The 20189-nt window shown below is 41.1% G+C and carries 23 protein-coding genes; 16 read left to right on the top strand and 7 right to left on the bottom strand.

Annotated elements, in window-relative coordinates; all coding sequences use genetic code 11:
- The first annotated feature begins 3 nt into the window (after positions 1–3).
- The 5 genes from dnaG to MHI35_RS11475 all read left to right on the top strand — a co-directional run bounded on the left by dnaG (position 4) and on the right by MHI35_RS11475 (position 5760).
- Complete coding sequence (gene dnaG / locus MHI35_RS11495; protein WP_144522095.1) at positions 4–1833, top strand: DNA primase; 1830 nt, start codon at positions 4–6, stop codon at positions 1831–1833.
- Between the two features lie 201 nt (positions 1834–2034).
- Positions 2035–3156, top strand: coding sequence for an RNA polymerase sigma factor RpoD (rpoD, locus tag MHI35_RS11490; RefSeq protein ID WP_008342392.1), 1122 nt, complete (start codon positions 2035–2037; stop codon positions 3154–3156).
- Positions 3157–3459: 303 nt separating this feature from the next.
- Entirely contained in the window at positions 3460–3819 is a 360-nt protein-coding gene (gene cccA / locus MHI35_RS11485) for a cytochrome c550 (protein ID WP_041815739.1), read from the top strand.
- A 110-nt stretch (positions 3820–3929) separates the two neighbouring features.
- Positions 3930–4646: a tRNA (adenine(22)-N(1))-methyltransferase gene (locus MHI35_RS11480; protein ID WP_144522093.1), complete on the top strand. Its 717-nt coding sequence runs from the start codon at positions 3930–3932 to the stop codon at positions 4644–4646.
- On the top strand, positions 4639–5760 hold the full coding sequence (locus tag MHI35_RS11475) for a Nif3-like dinuclear metal center hexameric protein (protein ID WP_335349166.1): 1122 nt from the start codon (positions 4639–4641) through the stop codon (positions 5758–5760). The genes MHI35_RS11480 and MHI35_RS11475 overlap by 8 nt, the downstream gene beginning before the upstream one ends.
- A 38-nt stretch (positions 5761–5798) precedes the next feature.
- On the opposite strand, the gene MHI35_RS11470 is transcribed toward MHI35_RS11475, so the two are convergent.
- Together MHI35_RS11470 and vrrA are read right to left on the bottom strand one after the other, a co-directional pair.
- Complete coding sequence (locus MHI35_RS11470; RefSeq protein ID WP_003217509.1) at positions 5799–6743, bottom strand: 4-hydroxy-3-methylbut-2-enyl diphosphate reductase; 945 nt, start codon at positions 6741–6743, stop codon at positions 5799–5801.
- Between the two features lie 157 nt (positions 6744–6900).
- On the bottom strand, positions 6901–7596 hold the full coding sequence (gene vrrA, locus MHI35_RS11465) for a VrrA/YqfQ family protein (protein WP_211063025.1): 696 nt from the start codon (positions 7594–7596) through the stop codon (positions 6901–6903).
- Positions 7597–7751: 155 nt separating this feature from the next.
- Between vrrA and MHI35_RS11460 the strand changes: the two genes are divergently transcribed.
- Together MHI35_RS11460 and MHI35_RS11455 are read left to right on the top strand one after the other, a co-directional pair.
- Entirely contained in the window at positions 7752–9071 is a 1320-nt protein-coding gene (locus tag MHI35_RS11460) for a DEAD/DEAH box helicase (RefSeq protein WP_144486558.1), read from the top strand.
- Between the two features lie 9 nt (positions 9072–9080).
- Positions 9081–9974 (top strand): deoxyribonuclease IV, encoded by an 894-nt coding sequence (locus tag MHI35_RS11455; protein WP_044139400.1) that lies wholly within the window; start codon positions 9081–9083, stop codon positions 9972–9974.
- A 48-nt stretch (positions 9975–10022) separates the two neighbouring features.
- Here the strand turns inward: MHI35_RS11455 and MHI35_RS11450 are convergent, their stop codons facing one another.
- Complete coding sequence (locus MHI35_RS11450; RefSeq protein ID WP_335349167.1) at positions 10023–10277, bottom strand: DUF2624 domain-containing protein; 255 nt, start codon at positions 10275–10277, stop codon at positions 10023–10025.
- A 140-nt stretch (positions 10278–10417) separates the two neighbouring features.
- Between MHI35_RS11450 and MHI35_RS11445 the strand changes: the two genes are divergently transcribed.
- From MHI35_RS11445 to MHI35_RS11425, 5 genes are all read left to right on the top strand, one after another.
- Positions 10418–11299: a YitT family protein gene (locus MHI35_RS11445; RefSeq protein ID WP_335349168.1), complete on the top strand. Its 882-nt coding sequence runs from the start codon at positions 10418–10420 to the stop codon at positions 11297–11299.
- Between the two features lie 135 nt (positions 11300–11434).
- Positions 11435–12211 (top strand): metal ABC transporter ATP-binding protein, encoded by a 777-nt coding sequence (locus tag MHI35_RS11440; protein ID WP_144522085.1) that lies wholly within the window; start codon positions 11435–11437, stop codon positions 12209–12211.
- Positions 12211–13071: a metal ABC transporter permease gene (locus tag MHI35_RS11435; protein ID WP_335349169.1), complete on the top strand. Its 861-nt coding sequence runs from the start codon at positions 12211–12213 to the stop codon at positions 13069–13071. The genes MHI35_RS11440 and MHI35_RS11435 overlap by 1 nt, the downstream gene beginning before the upstream one ends.
- Positions 13049–13477: a Fur family transcriptional regulator gene (locus MHI35_RS11430; protein ID WP_003217433.1), complete on the top strand. Its 429-nt coding sequence runs from the start codon at positions 13049–13051 to the stop codon at positions 13475–13477. Before MHI35_RS11435 ends, MHI35_RS11430 begins: the two co-directional genes overlap by 23 nt.
- Positions 13478–13608: 131 nt before the next feature.
- A complete protein-coding gene (locus MHI35_RS11425) occupies positions 13609–14526 on the top strand; it encodes an ROK family protein (protein WP_335349170.1) in 918 nt (305 codons plus the stop codon).
- Between the two features lie 18 nt (positions 14527–14544).
- Here MHI35_RS11425 and MHI35_RS11420 read toward each other — a convergent pair whose 3' ends face one another.
- Positions 14545–15123 (bottom strand): 5' nucleotidase, NT5C type, encoded by a 579-nt coding sequence (locus MHI35_RS11420; RefSeq protein WP_224925912.1) that lies wholly within the window; start codon positions 15121–15123, stop codon positions 14545–14547.
- A 139-nt stretch (positions 15124–15262) separates the two neighbouring features.
- Between MHI35_RS11420 and MHI35_RS11415 the strand changes: the two genes are divergently transcribed.
- Positions 15263–15625, top strand: a complete 363-nt coding sequence (locus MHI35_RS11415) for a cell division protein CrgA (protein WP_211064160.1) — start codon at positions 15263–15265, stop codon at positions 15623–15625.
- Positions 15626–15671: 46 nt separating this feature from the next.
- Here MHI35_RS11415 and ispG read toward each other — a convergent pair whose 3' ends face one another.
- Together ispG and MHI35_RS11405 are read right to left on the bottom strand one after the other, a co-directional pair.
- Entirely contained in the window at positions 15672–16784 is a 1113-nt protein-coding gene (ispG, locus tag MHI35_RS11410) for a flavodoxin-dependent (E)-4-hydroxy-3-methylbut-2-enyl-diphosphate synthase (protein ID WP_003217392.1), read from the bottom strand.
- Between the two features lie 105 nt (positions 16785–16889).
- Positions 16890–17192, bottom strand: coding sequence for a hypothetical protein (locus MHI35_RS11405; protein ID WP_012010590.1), 303 nt, complete (start codon positions 17190–17192; stop codon positions 16890–16892).
- A 191-nt stretch (positions 17193–17383) separates the two neighbouring features.
- On the opposite strand from MHI35_RS11405, the gene MHI35_RS11400 reads away from it, so the two are divergent.
- Positions 17384–17929 carry a GNAT family N-acetyltransferase gene (locus tag MHI35_RS11400; protein ID WP_335349171.1) on the top strand — a complete coding sequence of 182 codons (546 nt, stop codon included), beginning with the start codon at positions 17384–17386 and terminating at the stop codon, positions 17927–17929.
- A gap of 56 nt (positions 17930–17985) precedes the next feature.
- Here MHI35_RS11400 and MHI35_RS11395 read toward each other — a convergent pair whose 3' ends face one another.
- Positions 17986–18756, bottom strand: coding sequence for a DUF1189 domain-containing protein (locus tag MHI35_RS11395; protein ID WP_144457659.1), 771 nt, complete (start codon positions 18754–18756; stop codon positions 17986–17988).
- Positions 18757–18898: 142 nt separating this feature from the next.
- Here MHI35_RS11395 and MHI35_RS11390 point away from each other — a divergent pair, with 142 nt between their 5' ends.
- Together MHI35_RS11390 and sodA are read left to right on the top strand one after the other, a co-directional pair.
- Positions 18899–19384: a DUF456 domain-containing protein gene (locus tag MHI35_RS11390; protein WP_335349172.1), complete on the top strand. Its 486-nt coding sequence runs from the start codon at positions 18899–18901 to the stop codon at positions 19382–19384.
- A 186-nt stretch (positions 19385–19570) separates the two neighbouring features.
- Complete coding sequence (gene sodA, locus MHI35_RS11385) at positions 19571–20179, top strand: superoxide dismutase SodA (protein ID WP_007501264.1); 609 nt, start codon at positions 19571–19573, stop codon at positions 20177–20179.
- The last annotated feature ends 10 nt before the right edge of the window (positions 20180–20189 follow it).

Raw genomic sequence — 20189 nt, 5'->3', positions numbered from 1 at the left:
AGGATGAGCAAACGTATACCAGATGAACTTTTGGAGCAAATCCAAAAAAACGCAGACATTGTCGAAGTGATTGGAGAATACGTACAGCTTAGAAAGCAAGGTCGAAATTACTTCGGTCTTTGTCCATTCCATGGTGAAAATACTCCTTCATTCTCTGTTTCAGCAGATAAGCAAATCTTCCATTGTTTTGGCTGTGGTGCAGGAGGTAATGTATTTTCGTTCCTCAGACAAATGGAAGGCTACTCATTTATTGAAGCCGTTTCACATGTTGCTGATAAGTACCATATTGATTTGCCTGATCATGTAGCAAATGCTCAGATCAGCTCCTCACAGCAAGAGGACACTGCAGATCATAAAATGATTGAAGCGCATGAGCTTCTTAAGAAATTTTACCACCATTTGCTGGTAAATACAAAGGAAGGTCAAAACGCACTCGATTATTTACGGGCGAGAGGCTTTACAGATGAAACAATTGCCAAGTTTGAGATCGGATATGCTCTTGACTCTTGGGATTTCGTGACCAAGTTTTTAGAAAAACGAGGGTTTGATCCTGCGATGATGGAGAAGGCCGGTCTTTTGATTCAACGTGAAAACGGAACAGGCTTTTTTGACCGCTTTAGGGATCGTGTGATGTTTCCCATTCATGATCATCATGGGACAGTCATCGCTTTTTCCGGAAGATCGCTTGGGGATCAGCAGCCTAAGTATATGAATAGTCCTGAAACGCCACTTTTTCATAAAAGTAAGCTGCTTTATCACTTTCATGACGCGCGTATGCATATTCGAAAACGCGAACGAGCGGTTCTTTTCGAAGGATTTGCTGACGTTATCTCAGCTGTCGCATCAGGTGTCGGCGAAAGTGTTGCAACAATGGGTACGTCTCTAACAGAAGAGCACGTCAAACTTCTCAGACGGAACGTAGAAGAGATTATTCTTTGCTATGACTCTGACACGGCCGGTTATGAAGCCACCATGAAAGCATCAGATTTGCTTGGAAAAAGAGGATGTAAAGTTCGCGTTGCCATGATACCAGATGGACTTGATCCAGATGATTACATTCGTAAATATGGTGGCGAGAAATTTAGGAATGACATCATAGATGCAAGTGTGACATTAATGACTTTTAAGATGAATTTTTTTCGAAGGGGAAAGAATTTATCTGACGAAGGGGACCGGCTTACTTATATGAAGCAGGTACTCCGAGAAATTAGCCGGTTAAACGGTTCCTTGGAACAAGAGATTTACATGAAACAGCTTGCTGGAGAGTTCTCGATCTCACTTGATTCATTAAAGGAACAACTAGAGCTGTTTGAAAAACAGCAGCGTCAAGAAGCCAAAAGCACGCAGGAAGAAAGCGGGCTTGAAAAAAGGCGTGCACATCTGTCAACACAAGTACGAAGAAAGCGTCTGCGGCCAGCATATGAAAATGCAGAGCGAATGCTGCTTGCTCATATGTTGAAAAGCGATGACGTGATCCGCAAAGTACTGGACAGAATAGGGATTGAATTTAATATAGATTCTCACAGGGCGCTGGCCACGTACATTTATGCTTTGTATGAAGAAGGCAAAGAACCAACGCCGCAGCACCTGATGAACCGTATAGAAGATGATGTCATCAATCAGCTTCTGACGGATATATTCATGATTCAAGTTGGGGACGAACTAAGTGAAGCTGAATTAAGTGATTATGTAAAAAAAGTGTTGAATCATCGGAATTTGTCAATGATAAAGGAAAAAGAACTAGAACGTGCAGAAGCGGAGAGGCAAAGAGATTTCTTCAAAGCGGCAACACTCGCAAAAGAAATTGTTCAGTTGAACCGTTCGCTGAAGTAATACGTCTAATATTTATGACAAGACTTTCGGCTGGCAATGAATCCTTTACGGGAGGAGCATAAGACCGCAAGCATCTTGCCTTCATCATTATTTATTTTATTCCTATTTGCTCATCTGCTTGATAAAGAGAGAAAAGCAGGACGGAAGCAAATCGCAAGTTACTTTAGAATTCGTTGCAAGCTTTGGAAGGAGGGATCCATAATGGCTGATAAACAAGCCCACGAAACCGAAACTGAATTAACCTTTGAACAGGTGAGAGATAAGCTCACTGAAACAGGTAAAAAACGGGGCGTTTTAACATACGAAGAAATTGCAGAGCGTATGTCTAGCTTTGAAATTGAATCAGACCAAATGGATGAATACTATGAATACTTAGGCGAACAGGGTGTAGAGCTCATTAGTGAAAACGAAGAGACAGAAGACCCAAATGTTCAGCAGCTGGCTAAAGCAGAGGAAGAATTTGATCTGAATGATTTAAGCGTACCTCCAGGTGTCAAAATTAATGATCCTGTTCGTATGTACTTAAAAGAAATCGGACGCGTCAATTTGTTATCTGCTAAAGAAGAAATTACGTATGCTCAAAAGATCGAAGAAGGCGATGAGGAATCAAAAAGAAGATTAGCGGAAGCAAACCTTCGTCTCGTTGTCAGCATCGCAAAACGCTACGTCGGTCGAGGTATGCTGTTCCTAGACTTGATTCAAGAAGGAAACATGGGTCTTATGAAGGCAGTTGAGAAGTTTGATTACCGCAAAGGATACAAATTCTCAACATATGCGACTTGGTGGATTAGACAGGCGATCACGCGTGCGATTGCCGATCAGGCAAGAACAATCAGGATCCCGGTTCATATGGTGGAAACCATTAATAAATTGATTCGTGTTCAAAGACAGCTTCTGCAGGACCTAGGCAGAGAACCAACGCCAGAGGAAATTGCTGAAGACATGGACTTAACGCCAGAAAAGGTTAGAGAAATTCTTAAAATTGCACAAGAGCCTGTATCTTTAGAAACACCTATTGGTGAAGAAGATGACTCGCACCTTGGTGATTTTATTGAAGACCAAGAGGCGACATCTCCATCTGACCATGCTGCATACGAATTGTTAAAAGAGCAGCTTGAAGATGTATTAGACACGCTAACGGACCGTGAAGAAAATGTACTGAGACTACGTTTCGGACTAGATGACGGAAGAACACGTACGTTAGAAGAGGTTGGAAAGGTGTTCGGCGTCACAAGAGAGCGTATCCGCCAAATTGAAGCGAAAGCTCTGCGTAAATTAAGACACCCAAGCAGAAGTAAACGATTAAAAGACTTCTTAGAGTAGAAACTGGACGGATCTTGAAAGAGATCCGTTCTTTCTTCATCAGAAATGAAAACGCTTTTTTCAATCTGATTATATTTTACTGAATAAATAATGAATTTGCAACGTTCTTAGAGAAAAGATGTATAAAAAATACATCAAAATGTGCTGAAGGCTTCATTTCTCATCTTTGCACCATTTTTGTCTAATCTGTGAACTTGACCAAAGTTTTGTATCATAATTCGTTTACTTTTTGTAAAATTAAAGTAGAATTAGAATTGTTTGTATAGTTTTAAAGGGGTTTTCACAAAGGGGAGGATGAAAGAAATGAAACGGAATCCACTTATACCATTTTTATTGATTGCCATTTTAGGTATTGGACTCACTTTTTTCTTATCAATGAAGGGGTTGAAAGACGAAGACAAAATCGCCTCTGGAGGCGAGGAGCAAAAGCAAGAAGAAACAGCAAATGCGACGCCGGAAGAATTGTATAAGCAAAACTGTCTAAGTTGTCACGGGGAAAACTATGAAGGCGGTGCAGGTCCTGCATTAAAAGGTGTTGGAGACAAGCTTGAAGTAGCAGACATCAAGAAGAAAATTCAAGAAGGCGGCAACGGGATGCCAGCCGGGCTAATCCCGAATGAAAAGCTCGATGAAATGTCGGAATGGGTATCCAAAATTAAATAATGTTACGCAAAAAGCTCTTTTTGATCAGAAGAGCTTTTTTTCATTTGAAAACGACTTTTAATTTATATAAGATAGACAAGAATGAACATTAAAGAAAAGTAGTGATACGTATGAATGAAATGAATTTATCAAAACGATTAAAAAGAGTCGCAGACTTTTTACCACATGAGGCTGTCTTTGCTGATATCGGCTCAGATCATGCCTATTTGCCGTGCTATGCGATCCTGCATCATAAAGCAGTAAAAGCGATTGCTGGTGAAATAACAGAAGGGCCGCTTCAATCAGCGAAGCAGCAAGTACATAGACTTGAATTAGATGACCAGATCTCGGTCAGAAAAGGAAATGGCCTTGAAGTCATTGAAAAGGGCGAAGTGAATGCAGTCACGATTGCGGGTATGGGCGGAGCACTCATCGCAAGCATTTTAAATGACGGCAAGCATAAGCTCGCAGGCGATGAAAGACTCATTCTTCAGCCGAATATTCATGCTCACCACATTCGTTTATGGCTTTATCAAGAGGGGTATGAATTGATGGATGAAGTCATTTTAGAAGAAGATGGCAAAATATACGAAATTATCATCGCCGAAAAAGGCGACAAAGATAAAGCCTATGAAGGGATGTCAATTGAAACAGGCATGCTAGTTGGTCCGTTTCTTGCGAAAGAGCAAAATGACGTCTTCCGGCGCAAGTGGATGCAAGAACTTCAGCATATGGAGAAGATAGAAAGTCAAATCCAACAGGCAGCACGAACAGAAGAGAACAAGGATCGTCTTGAAGAGCTACATGTGAAAATTAAGATTCTAAAGGAGGTTTTGACTGTTGGCTAAAACAGTAAATGGACATGAAATCATCCAATTATTTGAACAATTTTCACCAAAGGCATATGCCATGGAAGGTGACAAAATCGGTCTCCAGATTGGGACGTTAAATAAAAAGATAAACAATGTCATGATCACCTTAGATGTATTAGAGAATGTTGTAGATGAAGCAATCGAAAAAAATGTGGATCTCATTATTGCTCACCATCCACCGGTCTTCCGTCCGTTAAAACATGTAGCGACAGATCAGCCAGCTGGACGGATCATTGAGAAATGTATTAAACATGATATTGCAGTATATGTGGCACATACGAATTTAGATGTGGCTGATGGAGGAGTTAATGATTTGCTTGCGGAGGCTTTAGAGCTTGAAGAAACAAGTGTGTTAGTCCCGACATATGAGGATCAAATCAAACAGCTTGCGCTCTATGTCCCGCAGGAATTTGAAGAAGCCATCCGTACAGCTTTAGGAAATGCTGGTGCCGGCCATATTGGCAACTACAGCCATTGTGCATTTTCAAATGAAGGGACAGGAAGCTTTTTGCCATCAGAAGATGCGGACCCGTTCATTGGTGAATCCGGTCAATTAGAATTTGTTAAAGAAGTGCGGATTGAAACCATTTTCCCGGCAAGTATTGAAAAACAAGTCATTCGTGAAATGATCAAAGCGCATCCTTATGAAGAAGTCGCTTATAGTGTACATACGACAGATCTTCCGCCTATTCAAAAAGGACTTGGCCGTATAGGAGAGCTAAAAGAGCCAATGACTCTAGGAGACTTTACACGATTTGTGAAGACAAAGCTAGATGTAAATGGTGCTCGCTTTGTGGGTGATCAGCACGCTGTTGTAAAAAAAGTAGCTGTGCTTGGCGGAGACGGGAATAAATACATTCATCAAGCAAAAAGAATGGGTGCTGATGTGTATGTGACAGGAGATCTTTATTTCCATGTCGCCCATGATGCCATGATGCTCGGGTTGAACGTAGTGGACCCAGGACATTATGCGGAAAAGATCATGAAAGAAGGCGTAAAGGCGAAGCTTCAATCGCTATGTTCAGATAAAAAGTATGATGTACAGCTGTTTGTTTCTGAATCGAACACAAATCCATTTCAATTTATGTAAACAAAAAAACGTCAGAGCTTCTATGCTCTGACGTTCTTTTATTTCTTTGTTTTCACGCGCGGTAGTATTTTCGAAAGAGGAACCGACCGTTCGATCTTCCAAGTTGATTCATCATCCGGCTCGTAGTTTTCTAAGAAACGAATCACTTCTTTTGTAATAGGTGTTGGTGTAGAAGCGCCAGCAGTAATGGCAACGGTATTTACGCCTTGTAGCCACTCCAGCTTGAGCTCACTTAGGTCACCAATACGGTAAGCCTGCGTTCCGGCAATCTCCATTGACACTTGTGCCAGACGATTGGAGTTATTACTTTTTGGATCGCCGACAACAATGGTAAGATCGGCTTGACCAGCTTGCTGAGATACAGCTTCCTGACGTACTTGTGTCGCAAGACAAATTTCTTGATGGTACTCAACGTGAGGATATTTCTCTTTTATGAGCTCCATCAGATCGTGGACATCCCACTGAGACATCGTCGTCTGGTTTGTAATGAGCAGTTTATCTGATGTTAAATCGAGCGCCTCAATGTCGGCTTCTGATTCGACAAGATGCACCTTGTCAGGGGCTACTCCGACAGCTCCCTCTGGCTCAGGGTGACCTTTTTTTCCGATATAAATAATATCATATCCATCAGCTGTTTTCTCTGAAATGAGTTCATGTGTTTTCGTTACATCAGGACAGGTTGCATCAATGGCGACAAGACCTTTTTCTTCTGCAATTTGACGAACCTCAGGTGAAACGCCGTGAGCGGTGAAAATGACTGTTCCGCTTTCAACCTGCTTTAAAATGTCCAAGCGGTTTGGTCCGTCCAGTGTGTAAATCCCATCTTCTTCGAAAGCATCTGTCACGTGTTTGTTGTGCACAATCATACCTAATATATAAATTGGGCGTGGCAAGTTTTTATCAAGTGCGGCATTTTTAGCAATGACCATTGCATCTACAACGCCATAGCAATAGCCACGCGGCGAAATTTTAATTACATTCATTTATTCGTCCTCCTGTAGGGAAGTGCTGCTAGAGAAGAACAATATAAAAAGCCGTGAAAAACGGCTTTTTATCATTCTCTAGCTTCCATTATAGCCAAAGTAAGCGTATATATCAAAGATTGTTATACGCAGGTGACACTTCGCCGTTAAAAGAACACTAGACATATAGTTTTGGAACAGAGCTGCCAGGTCTTTTTTTCGGTTTTGCTTCAGGAGCAGGTGATGTGAGAGGAGCTGCTTTTTTGACGAGAATGTCCTCTGGTTCTTCGTTTTCTTCTATTTCATCATCTTGCGCTGCTCCCTCTTTTGGCACTTCTGTTTCCTCGCCGATTTCTTTATGTTCTTCATCTGCGTTTGTTTCATCATCATCCGCACTACCAAGCTGGCTGTATAGCTTAATCATAGCAGGCAGATTTCTGACTAAAGGACCGTATTGCTGAATCATTGGTGTAAATTGCTGCGCCATACCGAGCACTTTTTGAACATTTCCTAACATGCTTGAGAGCGTTGCCGGATTTGCAAAGCTCTGGATTCCTTGTAATCCCGCACCACCTCCAGAGACCCCTGCTCCTCCTGCACCAGGAAGAAATTTAGCGAGCATGCCTTTCATTCCTGCGCCGCCTAGTGCACGGCTTTCGCCTCCTGGAATTCCGCCCATTCCGCGTACACCGCCTCCCTGTACAGACGGGGAGCGAGGCATCATTTGCTGAAATTGATTGCCTTGCCCTTGAAAAGGCTGTTCGATAGGAGCCTGCTGCCTCCTTTGAAAAATTCCGGGCTGTCCGCCATTTCCAAGATGCCGACGTGAGGGACGGTGCGGCTGAAAATCGCCCATAGGCCTTTGCCCTAACATACTTGTACCTCCCTTACTGCATTCTCTTTCTCTTCATAGGTTATGCAAGGAAGCATCAATTGGTTTCCTGTAAGAAAAGCGGACATGGTTTTTTTGCTGAAAATCAGCTATAATGAGGAGATGAGCAAAAAGGCATTGCCTTAAGGAGTGAAAACATGAACGAAACAAAATTTACGACATATGAATTAAAGTCTTTTATTATAGATGCTATTCATGAACTGGGCTTTTATGAGCCGACTGATATTCAAAAAAGAATCATCCCTGCTGTGTTAAAAGGAGAAAGCGTGATTGGTCAATCACAAACAGGAACAGGAAAAACCCACGCGTACTTATTGCCGCTGATTCATTCAATTGATCCAAGCAAAGAGCACGTACAAGTCGTGATTACTGCACCTACAAGAGAATTAGCCAATCAAATTTTCAAAGAAGCCCAAACGATTTTAAAAAATGCTTCCCCAGAAGAAGAGATTAAAGCAAAGCTTTACATTGGCGGTACGGACAAGCAGAAATCCATTCAAAAGCTAAAAAACCAGCCGCATTTGGTTGTTGGTACACCTGGACGTATTGCTGACCTCATTCATGAGCAGGCGCTGAACGTTTACAAAGCGACATCTCTTGTCATTGATGAAGCGGATTTAATGCTGGATATGGGATTTTTAGAAGATGTGGATCGTATTGGTTCACAAATGCCAGAACAGCTGCAAATGCTGGTGTTCTCAGCAACGATTCCAGAAAAACTAAAGCCTTTCCTAAAAAAATATATGGACAATCCAAAATATGCCCATGTTGAACCAAAACGAATTACAGCTGAAAACATTCAGCATATTTTAGTACCATCTAAACAGCGTGACAAGCTAAAATTACTTCATGAAATGGTGACAAATGTACAGCCTTATTTAGGCATCATTTTTGCCAATACAAAAACAACCGTTGATGAAATCGCATCATTCCTACAAGAAAAAGGAATGAGAGTTGGGGTGCTTCATGGCGGATTAACGCCTCGCGAACGTAAAAAAGTGATGAAACAAATTGATGATTTAGAGTTCACTTATATTGTGGCATCTGATCTTGCAGCCCGAGGAATTGATATTAAAGGCGTCAGCCATGTGATCAACTATGAACTTCCATCTGATCTTGATTTTTATGTTCACCGTGTTGGTCGAACAGCTCGAGCTGGTTCATCTGGAATTGCGATGACGATTTATGAGCTTGCTGATGAGGATGCACTCATTCAAATCGAGAAAATGGGCGTTGTGTTTGAAAACAAAACCATTGTACATGGCGAATGGCGAGATGCAGATGACCGCTTGAAGCGTCAAAGACGTAAAAAAGCACCTAATGAAATTGAAGAAAAAGCAAAGCGTCTTGTGAGAAAACCGAAAGCCGTCAAACCTGGATATAAAAAGAAAATGACACGTGAGATGGACAAAATCAAAAGACAGGAACGTAGAAAGTCAAAGCGTAATGGAAAGTAGGGGGAAACATTGTTGAAGATTGGTTCACATGTATCCATGAGCGGAAAACATATGCTTCTTGCAGCGAGTCAAGAAGCTGCCTCTTATGGTTCGAATACGTTTATGATTTATACAGGTGCACCTCAAAATACGCGCCGTAAAAAAATTGAAGACCTCAATATTGAAGCTGGACAAGCGCATATGAAAGAGCATGGAATGACAGATATCGTCGTCCATGCACCATATATTATTAATATTGGGAACACCGTCAATCCAGCGACCTTTGAGCTTGGTGTTGACTTCCTTCGCTCTGAGATTGAACGTACAGAAGCGCTAGGTGCGAGGCAAATTGTTCTCCACCCAGGTGCACATGTCGGAGCAGGACCAGAAGCAGGAATCCAAAAAATCATCGAAGGCTTAAACGAAGTCATCGTAAAAGGGCAAAAGGTTCAAATTGCACTTGAAACAATGGCAGGCAAAGGATCAGAGTGCGGAAGAAGCTTTGAAGAGCTTGCCCAAATTATCGACGGAGTGACACATAACGAAGCACTTTCTGTCTGCTTTGATACGTGTCACACACACGATGCTGGTTATCCGATTGTGACAGACTTTGATGGGGTGTTAGAAGAATTTGATCGAATCGTTGGTATTGACCGAATCAAGGTTCTTCATATTAATGACAGTAAAAACGTACAAGGCGCAAGAAAAGACCGACATGAAAATATCGGCTTTGGTGAAATTGGTTTCGATGCATTGAACAATATTGTGCATCATCCGCAGCTTCAAGATGTACCAAAAATCTTAGAAACGCCTTATGTAGGTGAAGATAAAAAGAACAAAAAACCACCTTATAAATTCGAAATTGCGATGCTAAAAGAAAAGCAATTTGACGAAGGCTTACTAGATAAAATTAAGGATCAGTAAAAAAGCATACAACATCATGAGGTGCCGCTAAATGCGGCCCTTTTTTGCTTAACTTGTAAACTGATTAAACAGATCATTGACAGTCTGAGCTGTCTGTTTAGATGTAATCGCTTCTACTTGCTTAAGAAGCCGGCTACGCTCTGCATCATTAAAAATATTGATGTTTTTACCGTTCATGAGTTTGGCCACGTCGGCAGCTTGGTTTGACGTTAAACTGACACCATACTGCTTCGCATACCTTAACAGATCATTTGCTGTGATCTGATTGAGCCGTTGCAGGACAATTTTTTGAATTAAAATCAATTCCATTCCTCCCCTCTATAACAATGTATGGGCGAAAACGGAAAATGTGCAAAAAATTTTATTTTACCCTGTGAAATGATAAAATAGTAAAGTGAATAAAATGTTCATTGAAAATTTAACAAGTGTAGAAGGGAGAACGTATGGCAAATAGTAAACAGCATAGAAAGGAATCAGTGCCTCATTTTATTTTGAGAATTTTTCTGATTCTAGTAGGAGCTACATGCGCAGCGGTTAGCATTGAATTATTTTTAGTGCCAAACAATATTATCGATGGAGGCATCATCGGCATTTCGCTCATTTTGGATTATCTCTTTACAGATAACCCATTCATCAATTTTGCGACGATTGTTGTCATTTTGAATATTCCATTTATGATATCAGGATACAAACATATTGGGAAAACCTTTTTGGTTTCCACAGTGATTGGGATTGTCAGTCTTGCCGTGATTGAATCTTCGCTCCATCATGTAGAGGCGTTTACCACTCAGCCAATTTTAGCCACTGTGTTTGGCGGGCTATTACTTGGTTTTGGTGTTGGACTTGTCATCCGTAATGGAGGCTCAATGGATGGAACGGAGATCTTAGGCATTCTGCTAACGAAAAAAATTCCTTTTTCCGTCGGTGAGTTTGTCATGATCGTCAATGTGTTCATTTTTATTTGGGCAGGCTTTGTCTTCGGACCAGAGCAGGCTATGTATTCTGTCATGACATATTATTTGGCAATGAAAACAATTGATGCTGTCATTCAAGGACTTGATGAAACAAAAGCTGTCATTATCGTATCAGATTATTATGATGAAATTTCAGATGCGATTCTGCATCGACTTGGCAGGGGAACGACAAAGCTGAAAGGGAAAGGCGGTTATACAGATGAAGAAAAAGATGTCATCTACGCCGTTGTCACAAGACTTGAAATTACAAAGCTAAAATCCATTGTATTTGAAATTGATAGTCAAGCATTTATTACGATTATGGATACGCATGAAACAAAAGGCGGTAAGTTCAAAACAGCCATTCATTAGCTTTTATTTTACTTTTTAATCTTTCTTTTATATAATGAAATGTATGTATAGACAGAGAAAATGGCAAAAGCCATTTTCTTTTTGTTGTATAAATCGTAATCATTCTTTTTATATTGATTGAAGGTGGAAAGATTCATGGCAAAGCCAATTATTGAAATGAAGGACATTTCGTACTCGTATGGACAGCGAAATGTCATCGATCACATTCATTTAACAGTTGAGGAAGGGAACTTTCTAGCACTTGTTGGACCGAATGGATCTGGTAAAACAACCTTATTAAAATGTCTGCTTGGGCTCATTAAACCACAGCAAGGCGAATTAAAACTATTTGGCACGCCTGCTTCTAAATTTAGAGACTGGGACCAAATTGGATTTGTTTCTCAAAAGGCGAATAGTTTTAATACAGGTTTTCCTGCTTCTGTTTACGAAGTCGTCGCTAGTGGATTGACGGCGAAAATAGGTTTATTTAAACGAATGAGCAAGCAGGACAAATGGCAAGTTGAGGAAGCCATTCGTTCAGTTGGAATACAAGATTTGAAGCATCAAAACATTGGGGAACTTTCAGGCGGTCAACAGCAGCGTACCTTTATTGCCCGTGCGCTCGTCAGTCAGCCGAAACTGCTCATCTTAGATGAACCAACGGTTGGGGTAGACCAGCGGACAGTAGAAGGCTTTTATCAGCTGCTAGAAACATTAAACAAAGAAAAAGGAATGTCTTTAATTCTCGTCACACACGACGTGGGCACTGTTTCTGATAAAGTCACCCATGTGGCTTGCTTAAATCAGACACTTCATTTCCACGGGGATGCAGCAACGTTTGATTCAATGGATGATCAAGCGTTATCCCAATTTTACGGACATGACATTCAAGTGATTCATCACGATCATCACCATCATGGGGGACATGAATAATGCTATTTCCATTTTTTCATTATGAATTTTTACAAAATGCGTTTATCGCAGGAATGCTGATTGGTTTTATTGCGCCCTTGCTTGGTGTATTTATCGTCGTGAGAAGGCTCTCGCTGATTGCAGATGCCCTCAGTCACGTATCACTTGCTGGTATTGCAGCTAGTTTATTCCTTGATAAAAAGTTTGGCCTTTTGACAGGGGTGAGCCCGCTGTACTTAGGGATGGCGTTTTCTGTTGCCGGTTCATTATTCATTGAACGCCTGCGCTCCGTATATAAGCATTATCAGGAGCTGGCGATCCCTATTATTTTATCGGGCGGTATCGGAATTTCCGTCATCTTCATTTCACTAGCGAATGGCTTTAATACAGATTTGTTTAGTTATTTATTCGGAAGTGTCAGTGCGGTGTCAAGATTAGATCTTTGGATTGTTGTTGGGATCTCACTTATTGTAGTGTTAGTTGTCGTGCTTTTATATAAAGAATTATTTTTACTTTCTTTTGATGAAGAGCATGCAAAGGCTTCTGGTATTTCAGCGAAATGGATTCATTTTATTTTTATCTTAGTTGTCGCACTTGTCATTGCGGCATCGATGCGTATCGTAGGTACACTGCTTGTCTCTGCGCTCATGACACTTCCTGTTGCGGCAAGCATCTGCATTGCCAAAGGCTTCAAACAGGCAATCTTCCTTTCGATCTTGTTTGGTGAATTGTCTGTATTGGCGGGGTTGATCTTAAGCTATTATCTAGATTTAGCGCCAGGCGGAACCATTGTGATGCTGTCCATTTTGATTTTAATCGGATGTATTTTTATTGGAAAATTCAAAAGGGGGAATCATCATGAACGTACAAGAAGCGCTTGATTTATTAAAGGAAAAAGGCTACAAGTATACAAGCAAACGTGAAGACATGCTTCAACTGTTTTCTGATTCTGATAAATATTTGACTGCTAAAAATGTGCTGACGGCATTAAGTGAAGACTACCCGGGTCTTAGCTTTGATACGATTTATCGAAACCTGTCGCTATATGAAGACTTAGGTATATTAGAAACAACGGAATTGTCAGGGGAGAAGCTTTTTCGTTTTAAATGCTCGTTTTCTCATCACCACCATCATTTTATTTGTCTGACATGCGGTAAAACAAAGGAGATCGATGCCTGTCCTATGGACAAGTTAGACGCAGATCTAGAGGATTATCACATTAGCGGACATAAATTCGAAATATACGGAACGTGTCCTTCCTGCGAACCGAAGGAAGTTCATTCATAAAAAGCCAGCCGCAGAGCTGGCTTTTTCTTTTGTCTTTTTGAAAACGTTTTACAAAGAGCGGCTGTTTCATTAAAATGAGAACAAGGTACTGAACCAATTTGCGTCTTTTGGAGGAAAGGGAGGGGTCAAAAGTGGCATATTATGTCGTGTTCGATGTAGGCGGGACGAGAACAAAACATGGATTAATGGATCAGGATGGAGAGGTTGTCACGAGCGGTGACTATGAAACGAACTGCCGGCAACTTGAACCGTTTTTAGAAGCGATGGCGGATGTGGTCAAGCAATATCAGAGAACGTCGGATGTCAGCGGAATCGCGATTAGTCTTCCGGGCTTTGTGGACAGTGAAACAGGTTATACAGAATTTGCAGGAGCCATCATTGCCTTAAATGGTCAAAATGTAAAAACTCTTTTAGAAGAGAAAACCTCTCTTCGTGTTGAAGTCGAAAATGATGCCAACTGTGCAGCTCTTGCAGAAAAATATAGTGGCCATGCAAAAGAGTGTGACAGTTTTATTTGTATGACGCTTGGCACAGGTGTTGGCGGTGGTATTTTCGCTGGGGGTCAGCTTGTGCGCGGGGCTTCCTTCCGCGGCGGTGAATTTGGCATGATGCTGACAGAAACAGACAATGGACAATTTACAACACTCAACAGCAGTGCTTCAACGGCTGGTTTAATTCGTAGCTATAAAGAAAAACAAGACATTCCCCAAAGTACTCAAATAGACGGTCAAGACATTTTTGAAAAGGCAAAGCATGATCCGTCCATTGAAAAGCTAGTGGATCAGTGGTACAAGCGAATCGCCATTGGCATTTACAATGTAGCTACCGTCCTTAATCCAGAGAAAATCCTCATTGGCGGGGGTGTAAGTGCAAGAGCAGATTTGCTATCAAACATTGAGAGACATTTACATACTCTGCCTGCGTGGAAGAACATTCAAGTGAAGGTGGAAACGTGCTATTACTTGAATCAGGCAGGCATGAAGGGAGCGCTGTACCATTTTCTCATGACAGAAGGGAAACTTGTTCCATCAAAAAAGCCGATACATTAGAGTATCGGCTTTTCTGTATTAATAAGCAGTTTCCAAACGCTGCTCGTATTGTTTGATCCATTTAGATGCTTCCTGCCAGTTGTTGACGCGTATAATCCTGTCATCAATGGGCATTTGATTATATGGGGAGTTAAAAAGAATAACCGGGATGTCAGCCTCTTTTGCAATCATTGTGGCATTCCCATGATGATCCTCGAAAAACACATCAATCTCGTGCTTCTGAACAGCTTCGAGCTTATGATGACCGCCAACCAGCTCAATGTCATCATAGTGCACGTGATGTTTATGAAACCACTCGTAGGTGATATCCGCATGATGCTGCCTTCTTGCTGTAATGTAGATCAGCCTGTGCTCATGTTTCATTTGATCAAGAATCTCTTTTGCGTCCTTAGCAGGCTTTGCCTGTTTATATATCAGAGGCTCATGTTGATTCATCCAGCCCCAAAACTCTTCTTGAGAAATATTTAAAAGCTTCGTCAAATCATATTCTGTCATATCATCTAGTGTCATGGCACATCGGAACGACTCATTTAAATAGGGAACAAAGGTGTCCTGCGCCGTCACTGTGCCATCTATATCAATTCCTAAACGTAACATGCCCACACTCCTCATTTTTATACTCTTAAAGTGTAACATAATCAATTCACAATTCCAGCAAGTTTTAGCAAACATGAAACAGACATTTTTGCTCATACTAAAAAAGCTCCTTTCTATTAACCAAAAGGGGGAATTGATCATGGAAAGAGACGAAGATTTCAGCAGAAATGATCGTGAAATCGACACACACTTTAGTAATGATGATGGCTATCTAGAGGAAACAGCTGCTGAAATTGCAGAGCCATATCAGGCATCAAGAGATCGAGTAGACAGACGAGAACGTGACCAAGTAGGGGACGATTCAGGCAGTAAGGGGATAGGCTATACAGCACTCGCGATTGCGATTATCTCATTATTTGTCTTGCCGGTGCTATTAGGAGTAGCGGCAATCGTCGTTGGTTATATTGCAAGAAGAAAAGGAGCACATGCGCTTGGCGCATGGTCAATCGGGATCGGGATTGTTTCCGTCATCCTAGGCATATTTATCACCCCGTTCTTTTAACAAGAACAGAAAAACGCCTGACAGAGATGTCAGGCGTTTTTTGTTGTTATGCGTTGGCTTTTGCTTTTTCAGCTTCCATTTTTGCATAATGCTCTTCAGCAATTTTATCGATTTCTTTTTTCAGTTCTTCGACCATTGTTTCTTCTGGCACTTTACGAACAATTTCACCTTTACGGAACAATAGGCCTTCGCCTCTAGCTCCGGCAATTCCGATGTCAGCTTCACGCGCTTCCCCCGGACCATTTACAGCACAGCCAAGAACAGCTACTTTAATCGGTGCTTTAATTGTGGAGATATATTCTTCGACTTCATTTGCAATGCTAATGAGGTCAATTTCGATTCGTCCACAAGTTGGGCAAGAGATCAGTGTTGCTGCATTTGCTGCAAGACCAAATGATTTTAACAGTTCGCGTGCTACTTTTACTTCCTCAACTGGATCAGCACTTAATGAGATGCGGAGTGTGTTCCCAATCCCCATATTCAAGATAGCGCCGAGACCAGCTGCACTTTTGACCGTACCTGCAAATAATGTACCTGATTCTGTAATTCCAAGGTGAAGAGGGTAATCAAATGCTTTTGCTGCTTTTTCGTACGCCTCAATCGCTAAGTTGACATCAGATGCTTTCATGCTGACGATGATATCATGAAAATCTAGATCTTCAAGAATTTTAATGTGGTGCAGTGCACTTTCGACCATACCATCTGCTGTTGGGTAGCCGTATTTATCAAGAATTTTTTTCTCTAATGAACCAGCGTTTACCCCAATACGGATTGGAATGCCTTTTTCTTTGGCTGCTTTCACAACTGCTTCGACTTTTTCTCGTCTTCCGATGTTCCCTGGATTGATTCGAATTTTGTCTGCACCTGCTTCAATCGCTTTCAGTGCAAGCTTGTAGTCAAAATGAATATCGACAACAAGCGGGATGTTGATTTGTTTTTTTATGTCTGCAATCGCATTTGCTGCACGCTCGTCTGGGCATGCGACACGCACGATTTGACAGCCTGCTTCTTCAAGACGCTTAATTTCAGCTACTGTCGCTTCGACATCATGTGTTTTGGTTGTTGCCATACTTTGAATGACAACCTCATTATTTCCACCTATAGTTAAAGGTCCCACTTTGACGGGACGCGTTTTAGTACGATGTGTGACTTCACTCACTTGTCAATCGCTCCTTAGTGTACAAGCAATCATTTGCCATGTACGTCTTGTTTTACAGTTCATATTGTAACAGTCTCTTTGTATGAATGACAAGGAATTAACGTTTTATCTCTTATATACCGGAAACTTATATGTGCTGCCTGCCCGAATTTCGTTTGCTTTGACGCCTTGATTCAGCTCTTCGAAATCCTCAATGACTTCATCAAGTGGCTTACTTGTATGAACGATAGAGACGACGGTTTCACCTTGTTTCACCGTGACTTTCTTATATGCTTTTTTCTCAGCCGTTTGAAAGGCATTTGCAGGGACTGCTGGACCTTCTTCAACGGGGATGGTGCCATTTTTCAAATCAAAAAAGATAATAAAGAGAACAAACAAACTGATTAGCAAAAAAATAATACGCCGCATTTCACTCACCGCTTTTAAGAGTTTACTTCAGTCTATGCATGTGCTGAAATGATAGAACCAACATGAGAAGAAAAGCTGGAAAGGAAGGTTCTAGTTCGTTCTAGTGCGTCTTGTAATGAATTTACGTTCGGCGGTGCTTTTTCAAGCATCTATCACGATGATGATAAAATAAAAACAGGGGGGGAGAGTTTATGAAGAAAATCAGTCAGCATATATATGTGAGAGCGCTAACAGAAGAAGATGCACAATCACTACTTACACTTGAGCTTGAGAATCGCTCCTATTTTCAGCAATTTACACCTTTGGTGAAAGACGATTTTTTCACGTTGTCTCGTCAAATTGAACGAATTCAGCGCAGTGTGGAAAGATGCGCACAGGATGAAGCCTACATGCAAGGTATTTTCTTAAATGAAACAGATGCCTTAATTGGAACAATCTCTTTAAGTTCTGTCGTAAGAGGTCCGATAGAGGGAGCTTGGCTAGGGTATGTACTGGATGAAAAGCATGGCGGGAAAGGGTATATGACAGAAGCCATTCGTTTAATCATCGATTATGCTTTTGATGAGCTGCACCTGCATCGTATTGAAGCTGGAGTAAAGCCGAGTAATATAGGTTCCATTCGTGTGCTGGAAAAGTCAGGTTTTGAAAATGAGGGACTGAATCGTAAAAAAGTAAAGATTAATGACGTATGGGAAGATCATTATTTGTTTGCGATCATTCATCCGGATGAATCATAGAGCACGGCATATACATAAAAAGCTCCTCCGAGTTGGGGGAGCTTTCATATACTTAATTAATTTTTAACAAGTGGTTTATGTTTAGCGGGTATTTCCTTTACGACAAGGTATAAGAAGATAAAGTTAATGACCCAATTTAATAAAAATGAATTCGCAACAGGTGTGTTTAATGCGCTCATGATGGCGAAAAAGACTGTTGTTAATGTGAGTGAGTAAGCAGAGAGTTTCCACAGCATTTGGAAGGAAAGCTCTTTTTGCTGCATGCGTTTAATAAATGTACCAAGCATCGCAAGGAAAGTTGCGCTAATGAACATGAGAGCCGCAGTTGATAGATATAGCAGCACACAGATGACTGGGATAATAATCGCTTGATTCTGATTTGTGACGCGAGCAAGTTCGTCTTTTGTCAGCGTTCCACCAAGCAGCTGATACGGAATATCTGTCATTTGCCCATCGATGGCAATCACTGCTTTTTCTTTTAATAATGCGATGGCCGTTTGCTTTGATTCAAGCTCACTTGCTTTTATTTTTTCAGCAGGATCAAAAAAGATCGTAATGCCGTTTTCTTCTTTTTCTATCGGTTCACTTTGATCCGCTTGAAGCTTTCCTTTTTCGATTGAGAAATCAGGTAAATCTTTTTTGATCACATGCTGAAATCCTGACATTGCATTCGAGATCTCTTGACTCATATGATAACCCTGAGGAACTGCTGCGATGATCGAAAGGATAAAAATGAATAAAATCGCTTTTCCAATCCCTGTAAACCGTGCTTTAGCAATATCTTTTGGTGAATAAATGCCTTTTAACAATAGTTTAAATACGTTCAATCAATTCACTTCCTACATTCTTTTCTATTTCTCATATTGTATCAATGTCTATCTAACAAGTACAAGTATGGCCTTCATTGCTGGTTAAGATAGAGGGAATGAGGCATAATGAATACAGCAAATAAAAGGAGGCGGCTGTGACTTGGACGTGCTGTATTGGATTCTCATTATTTGTGCATTTATCATTGCATTTGTTGGACTTGTTTATCCAATTATCCCTAGCGTGGTTTTTATGGTTCTCGGTTTTATTCTATATGGTTTCTTTTTCAGCTTCGAGCCGCTGACACTGACGTTTTGGCTCATTCAAGCCGTGTTTACCGCAGTATTATTTGCGGCAGATTATGTCTCAAATCTTATTGGGGTCAAGCGTTTTGGCGGTAGCCGTGCAGCTATTTGGGGAAGCACCATTGGGTTATTAGTCGGTCCTTTTGTCATCCCGATTGCAGGAATTATCATTGGTCCATTTATCGGAAGTGTGATTGCAGAGCTCCTTGTTCATCAAAAAGATGTGAAGACAAGTGTGAAAGTAGGATTGGGCTCATTAATCGGATTTATATCAGGTGTATTTGCCAAAGGACTGATCCAAGCGCTAATGCTGGGCATCTTTTTATTTTATGTTCTTCAATAAATAGAAAAGGGGCGTTTAAAACTTTTTCTAAAGGGCTAAATACAAAATAAACACTGAAATGTTTCAGATCATGAGCAATAACGTTGAAACAAGCCAATTCTTTTGATACTCTTTGAGTAGGGTGAATTGCTTGCTTACACCTAAGGAAGCATTTCAGTACATACATTTCTAAGGAGGAATTTAACCATGGCTTTTAAACTTCCAGAATTACCATATGCTTACGATGCATTAGAACCACATATCGACAAGGAAACAATGACGATTCACCACACAAAACACCACAACACATACGTAACAAACTTAAACAAAGCAATCGAAGGTGTATCAGCTCTTGAAGATCAATCAATCGAAGAGCTAGTGGCTAACCTAAACTCTGTGCCTGAGAACATCCGTACAGCTGTACGTAACAATGGCGGAGGACATGCTAACCACTCATTATTCTGGACGCTTCTTTCACCAAACGGTGGCGGCGCACCAACTGGTGAACTTGCAGATGCAATCGAAAAAGAATTAGGCGGATTTGAAAAATTCAAATCTGATTTCGCTGCAGCAGCTGCAGGACGCTTTGGTTCTGGTTGGGCATGGCTTGTTGTGAACAATGGCAAACTTGAAATCACAAGCACGCCAAACCAAGATTCTCCTTTAACTGAAGGAAAAACACCAATTCTAGGACTTGACGTTTGGGAGCATGCTTACTACCTAAACTACCAAAACCGTCGTCCTGATTACATTTCAGCATTCTGGAATGTTGTGAACTGGGATGAAGTGGCTCGCCTTTACAGCGAAGCTAAATAAATCATTTGAT

Source organism: Bacillus sp. FSL K6-3459 (genome assembly GCF_038003305.1).
Classification (GTDB): Bacteria; Bacillota; Bacilli; order Bacillales; family Bacillaceae; genus Bacillus; species Bacillus pumilus_O.
The sequence above is the reverse complement of the archived record's forward strand: the minus strand, read 5'-3'. Positions and strand labels throughout refer to the sequence as shown.

Coding starts and splice junctions, on each gene's coding strand:
- dnaG (WP_144522095.1), top strand. CDS start 4: ATGAGCAAACGTATACCAGATGAACTTTTGGAGCAAATCCAAAAAAAC.
- rpoD (WP_008342392.1), top strand. CDS start 2,035: ATGGCTGATAAACAAGCCCACGAAACCGAAACTGAATTAACCTTTGAA.
- cccA (WP_041815739.1), top strand. CDS start 3,460: ATGAAACGGAATCCACTTATACCATTTTTATTGATTGCCATTTTAGGT.
- MHI35_RS11480 (WP_144522093.1), top strand. CDS start 3,930: ATGAATGAAATGAATTTATCAAAACGATTAAAAAGAGTCGCAGACTTT.
- MHI35_RS11470 (WP_003217509.1), bottom strand. CDS start 6,743: ATGAATGTAATTAAAATTTCGCCGCGTGGCTATTGCTATGGCGTTGTA.
- vrrA (WP_211063025.1), bottom strand. CDS start 7,596: ATGTTAGGGCAAAGGCCTATGGGCGATTTTCAGCCGCACCGTCCCTCA.
- MHI35_RS11460 (WP_144486558.1), top strand. CDS start 7,752: ATGAACGAAACAAAATTTACGACATATGAATTAAAGTCTTTTATTATA.
- MHI35_RS11445 (WP_335349168.1), top strand. CDS start 10,418: ATGGCAAATAGTAAACAGCATAGAAAGGAATCAGTGCCTCATTTTATT.
- MHI35_RS11440 (WP_144522085.1), top strand. CDS start 11,435: ATGGCAAAGCCAATTATTGAAATGAAGGACATTTCGTACTCGTATGGA.
- MHI35_RS11435 (WP_335349169.1), top strand. CDS start 12,211: ATGCTATTTCCATTTTTTCATTATGAATTTTTACAAAATGCGTTTATC.
- MHI35_RS11430 (WP_003217433.1), top strand. CDS start 13,049: ATGAACGTACAAGAAGCGCTTGATTTATTAAAGGAAAAAGGCTACAAG.
- MHI35_RS11420 (WP_224925912.1), bottom strand. CDS start 15,123: ATGTTACGTTTAGGAATTGATATAGATGGCACAGTGACGGCGCAGGAC.
- MHI35_RS11415 (WP_211064160.1), top strand. CDS start 15,263: ATGGAAAGAGACGAAGATTTCAGCAGAAATGATCGTGAAATCGACACA.
- MHI35_RS11405 (WP_012010590.1), bottom strand. CDS start 17,192: ATGCGGCGTATTATTTTTTTGCTAATCAGTTTGTTTGTTCTCTTTATT.
- MHI35_RS11400 (WP_335349171.1), top strand. CDS start 17,384: ATGAAGAAAATCAGTCAGCATATATATGTGAGAGCGCTAACAGAAGAA.
- sodA (WP_007501264.1), top strand. CDS start 19,571: ATGGCTTTTAAACTTCCAGAATTACCATATGCTTACGATGCATTAGAA.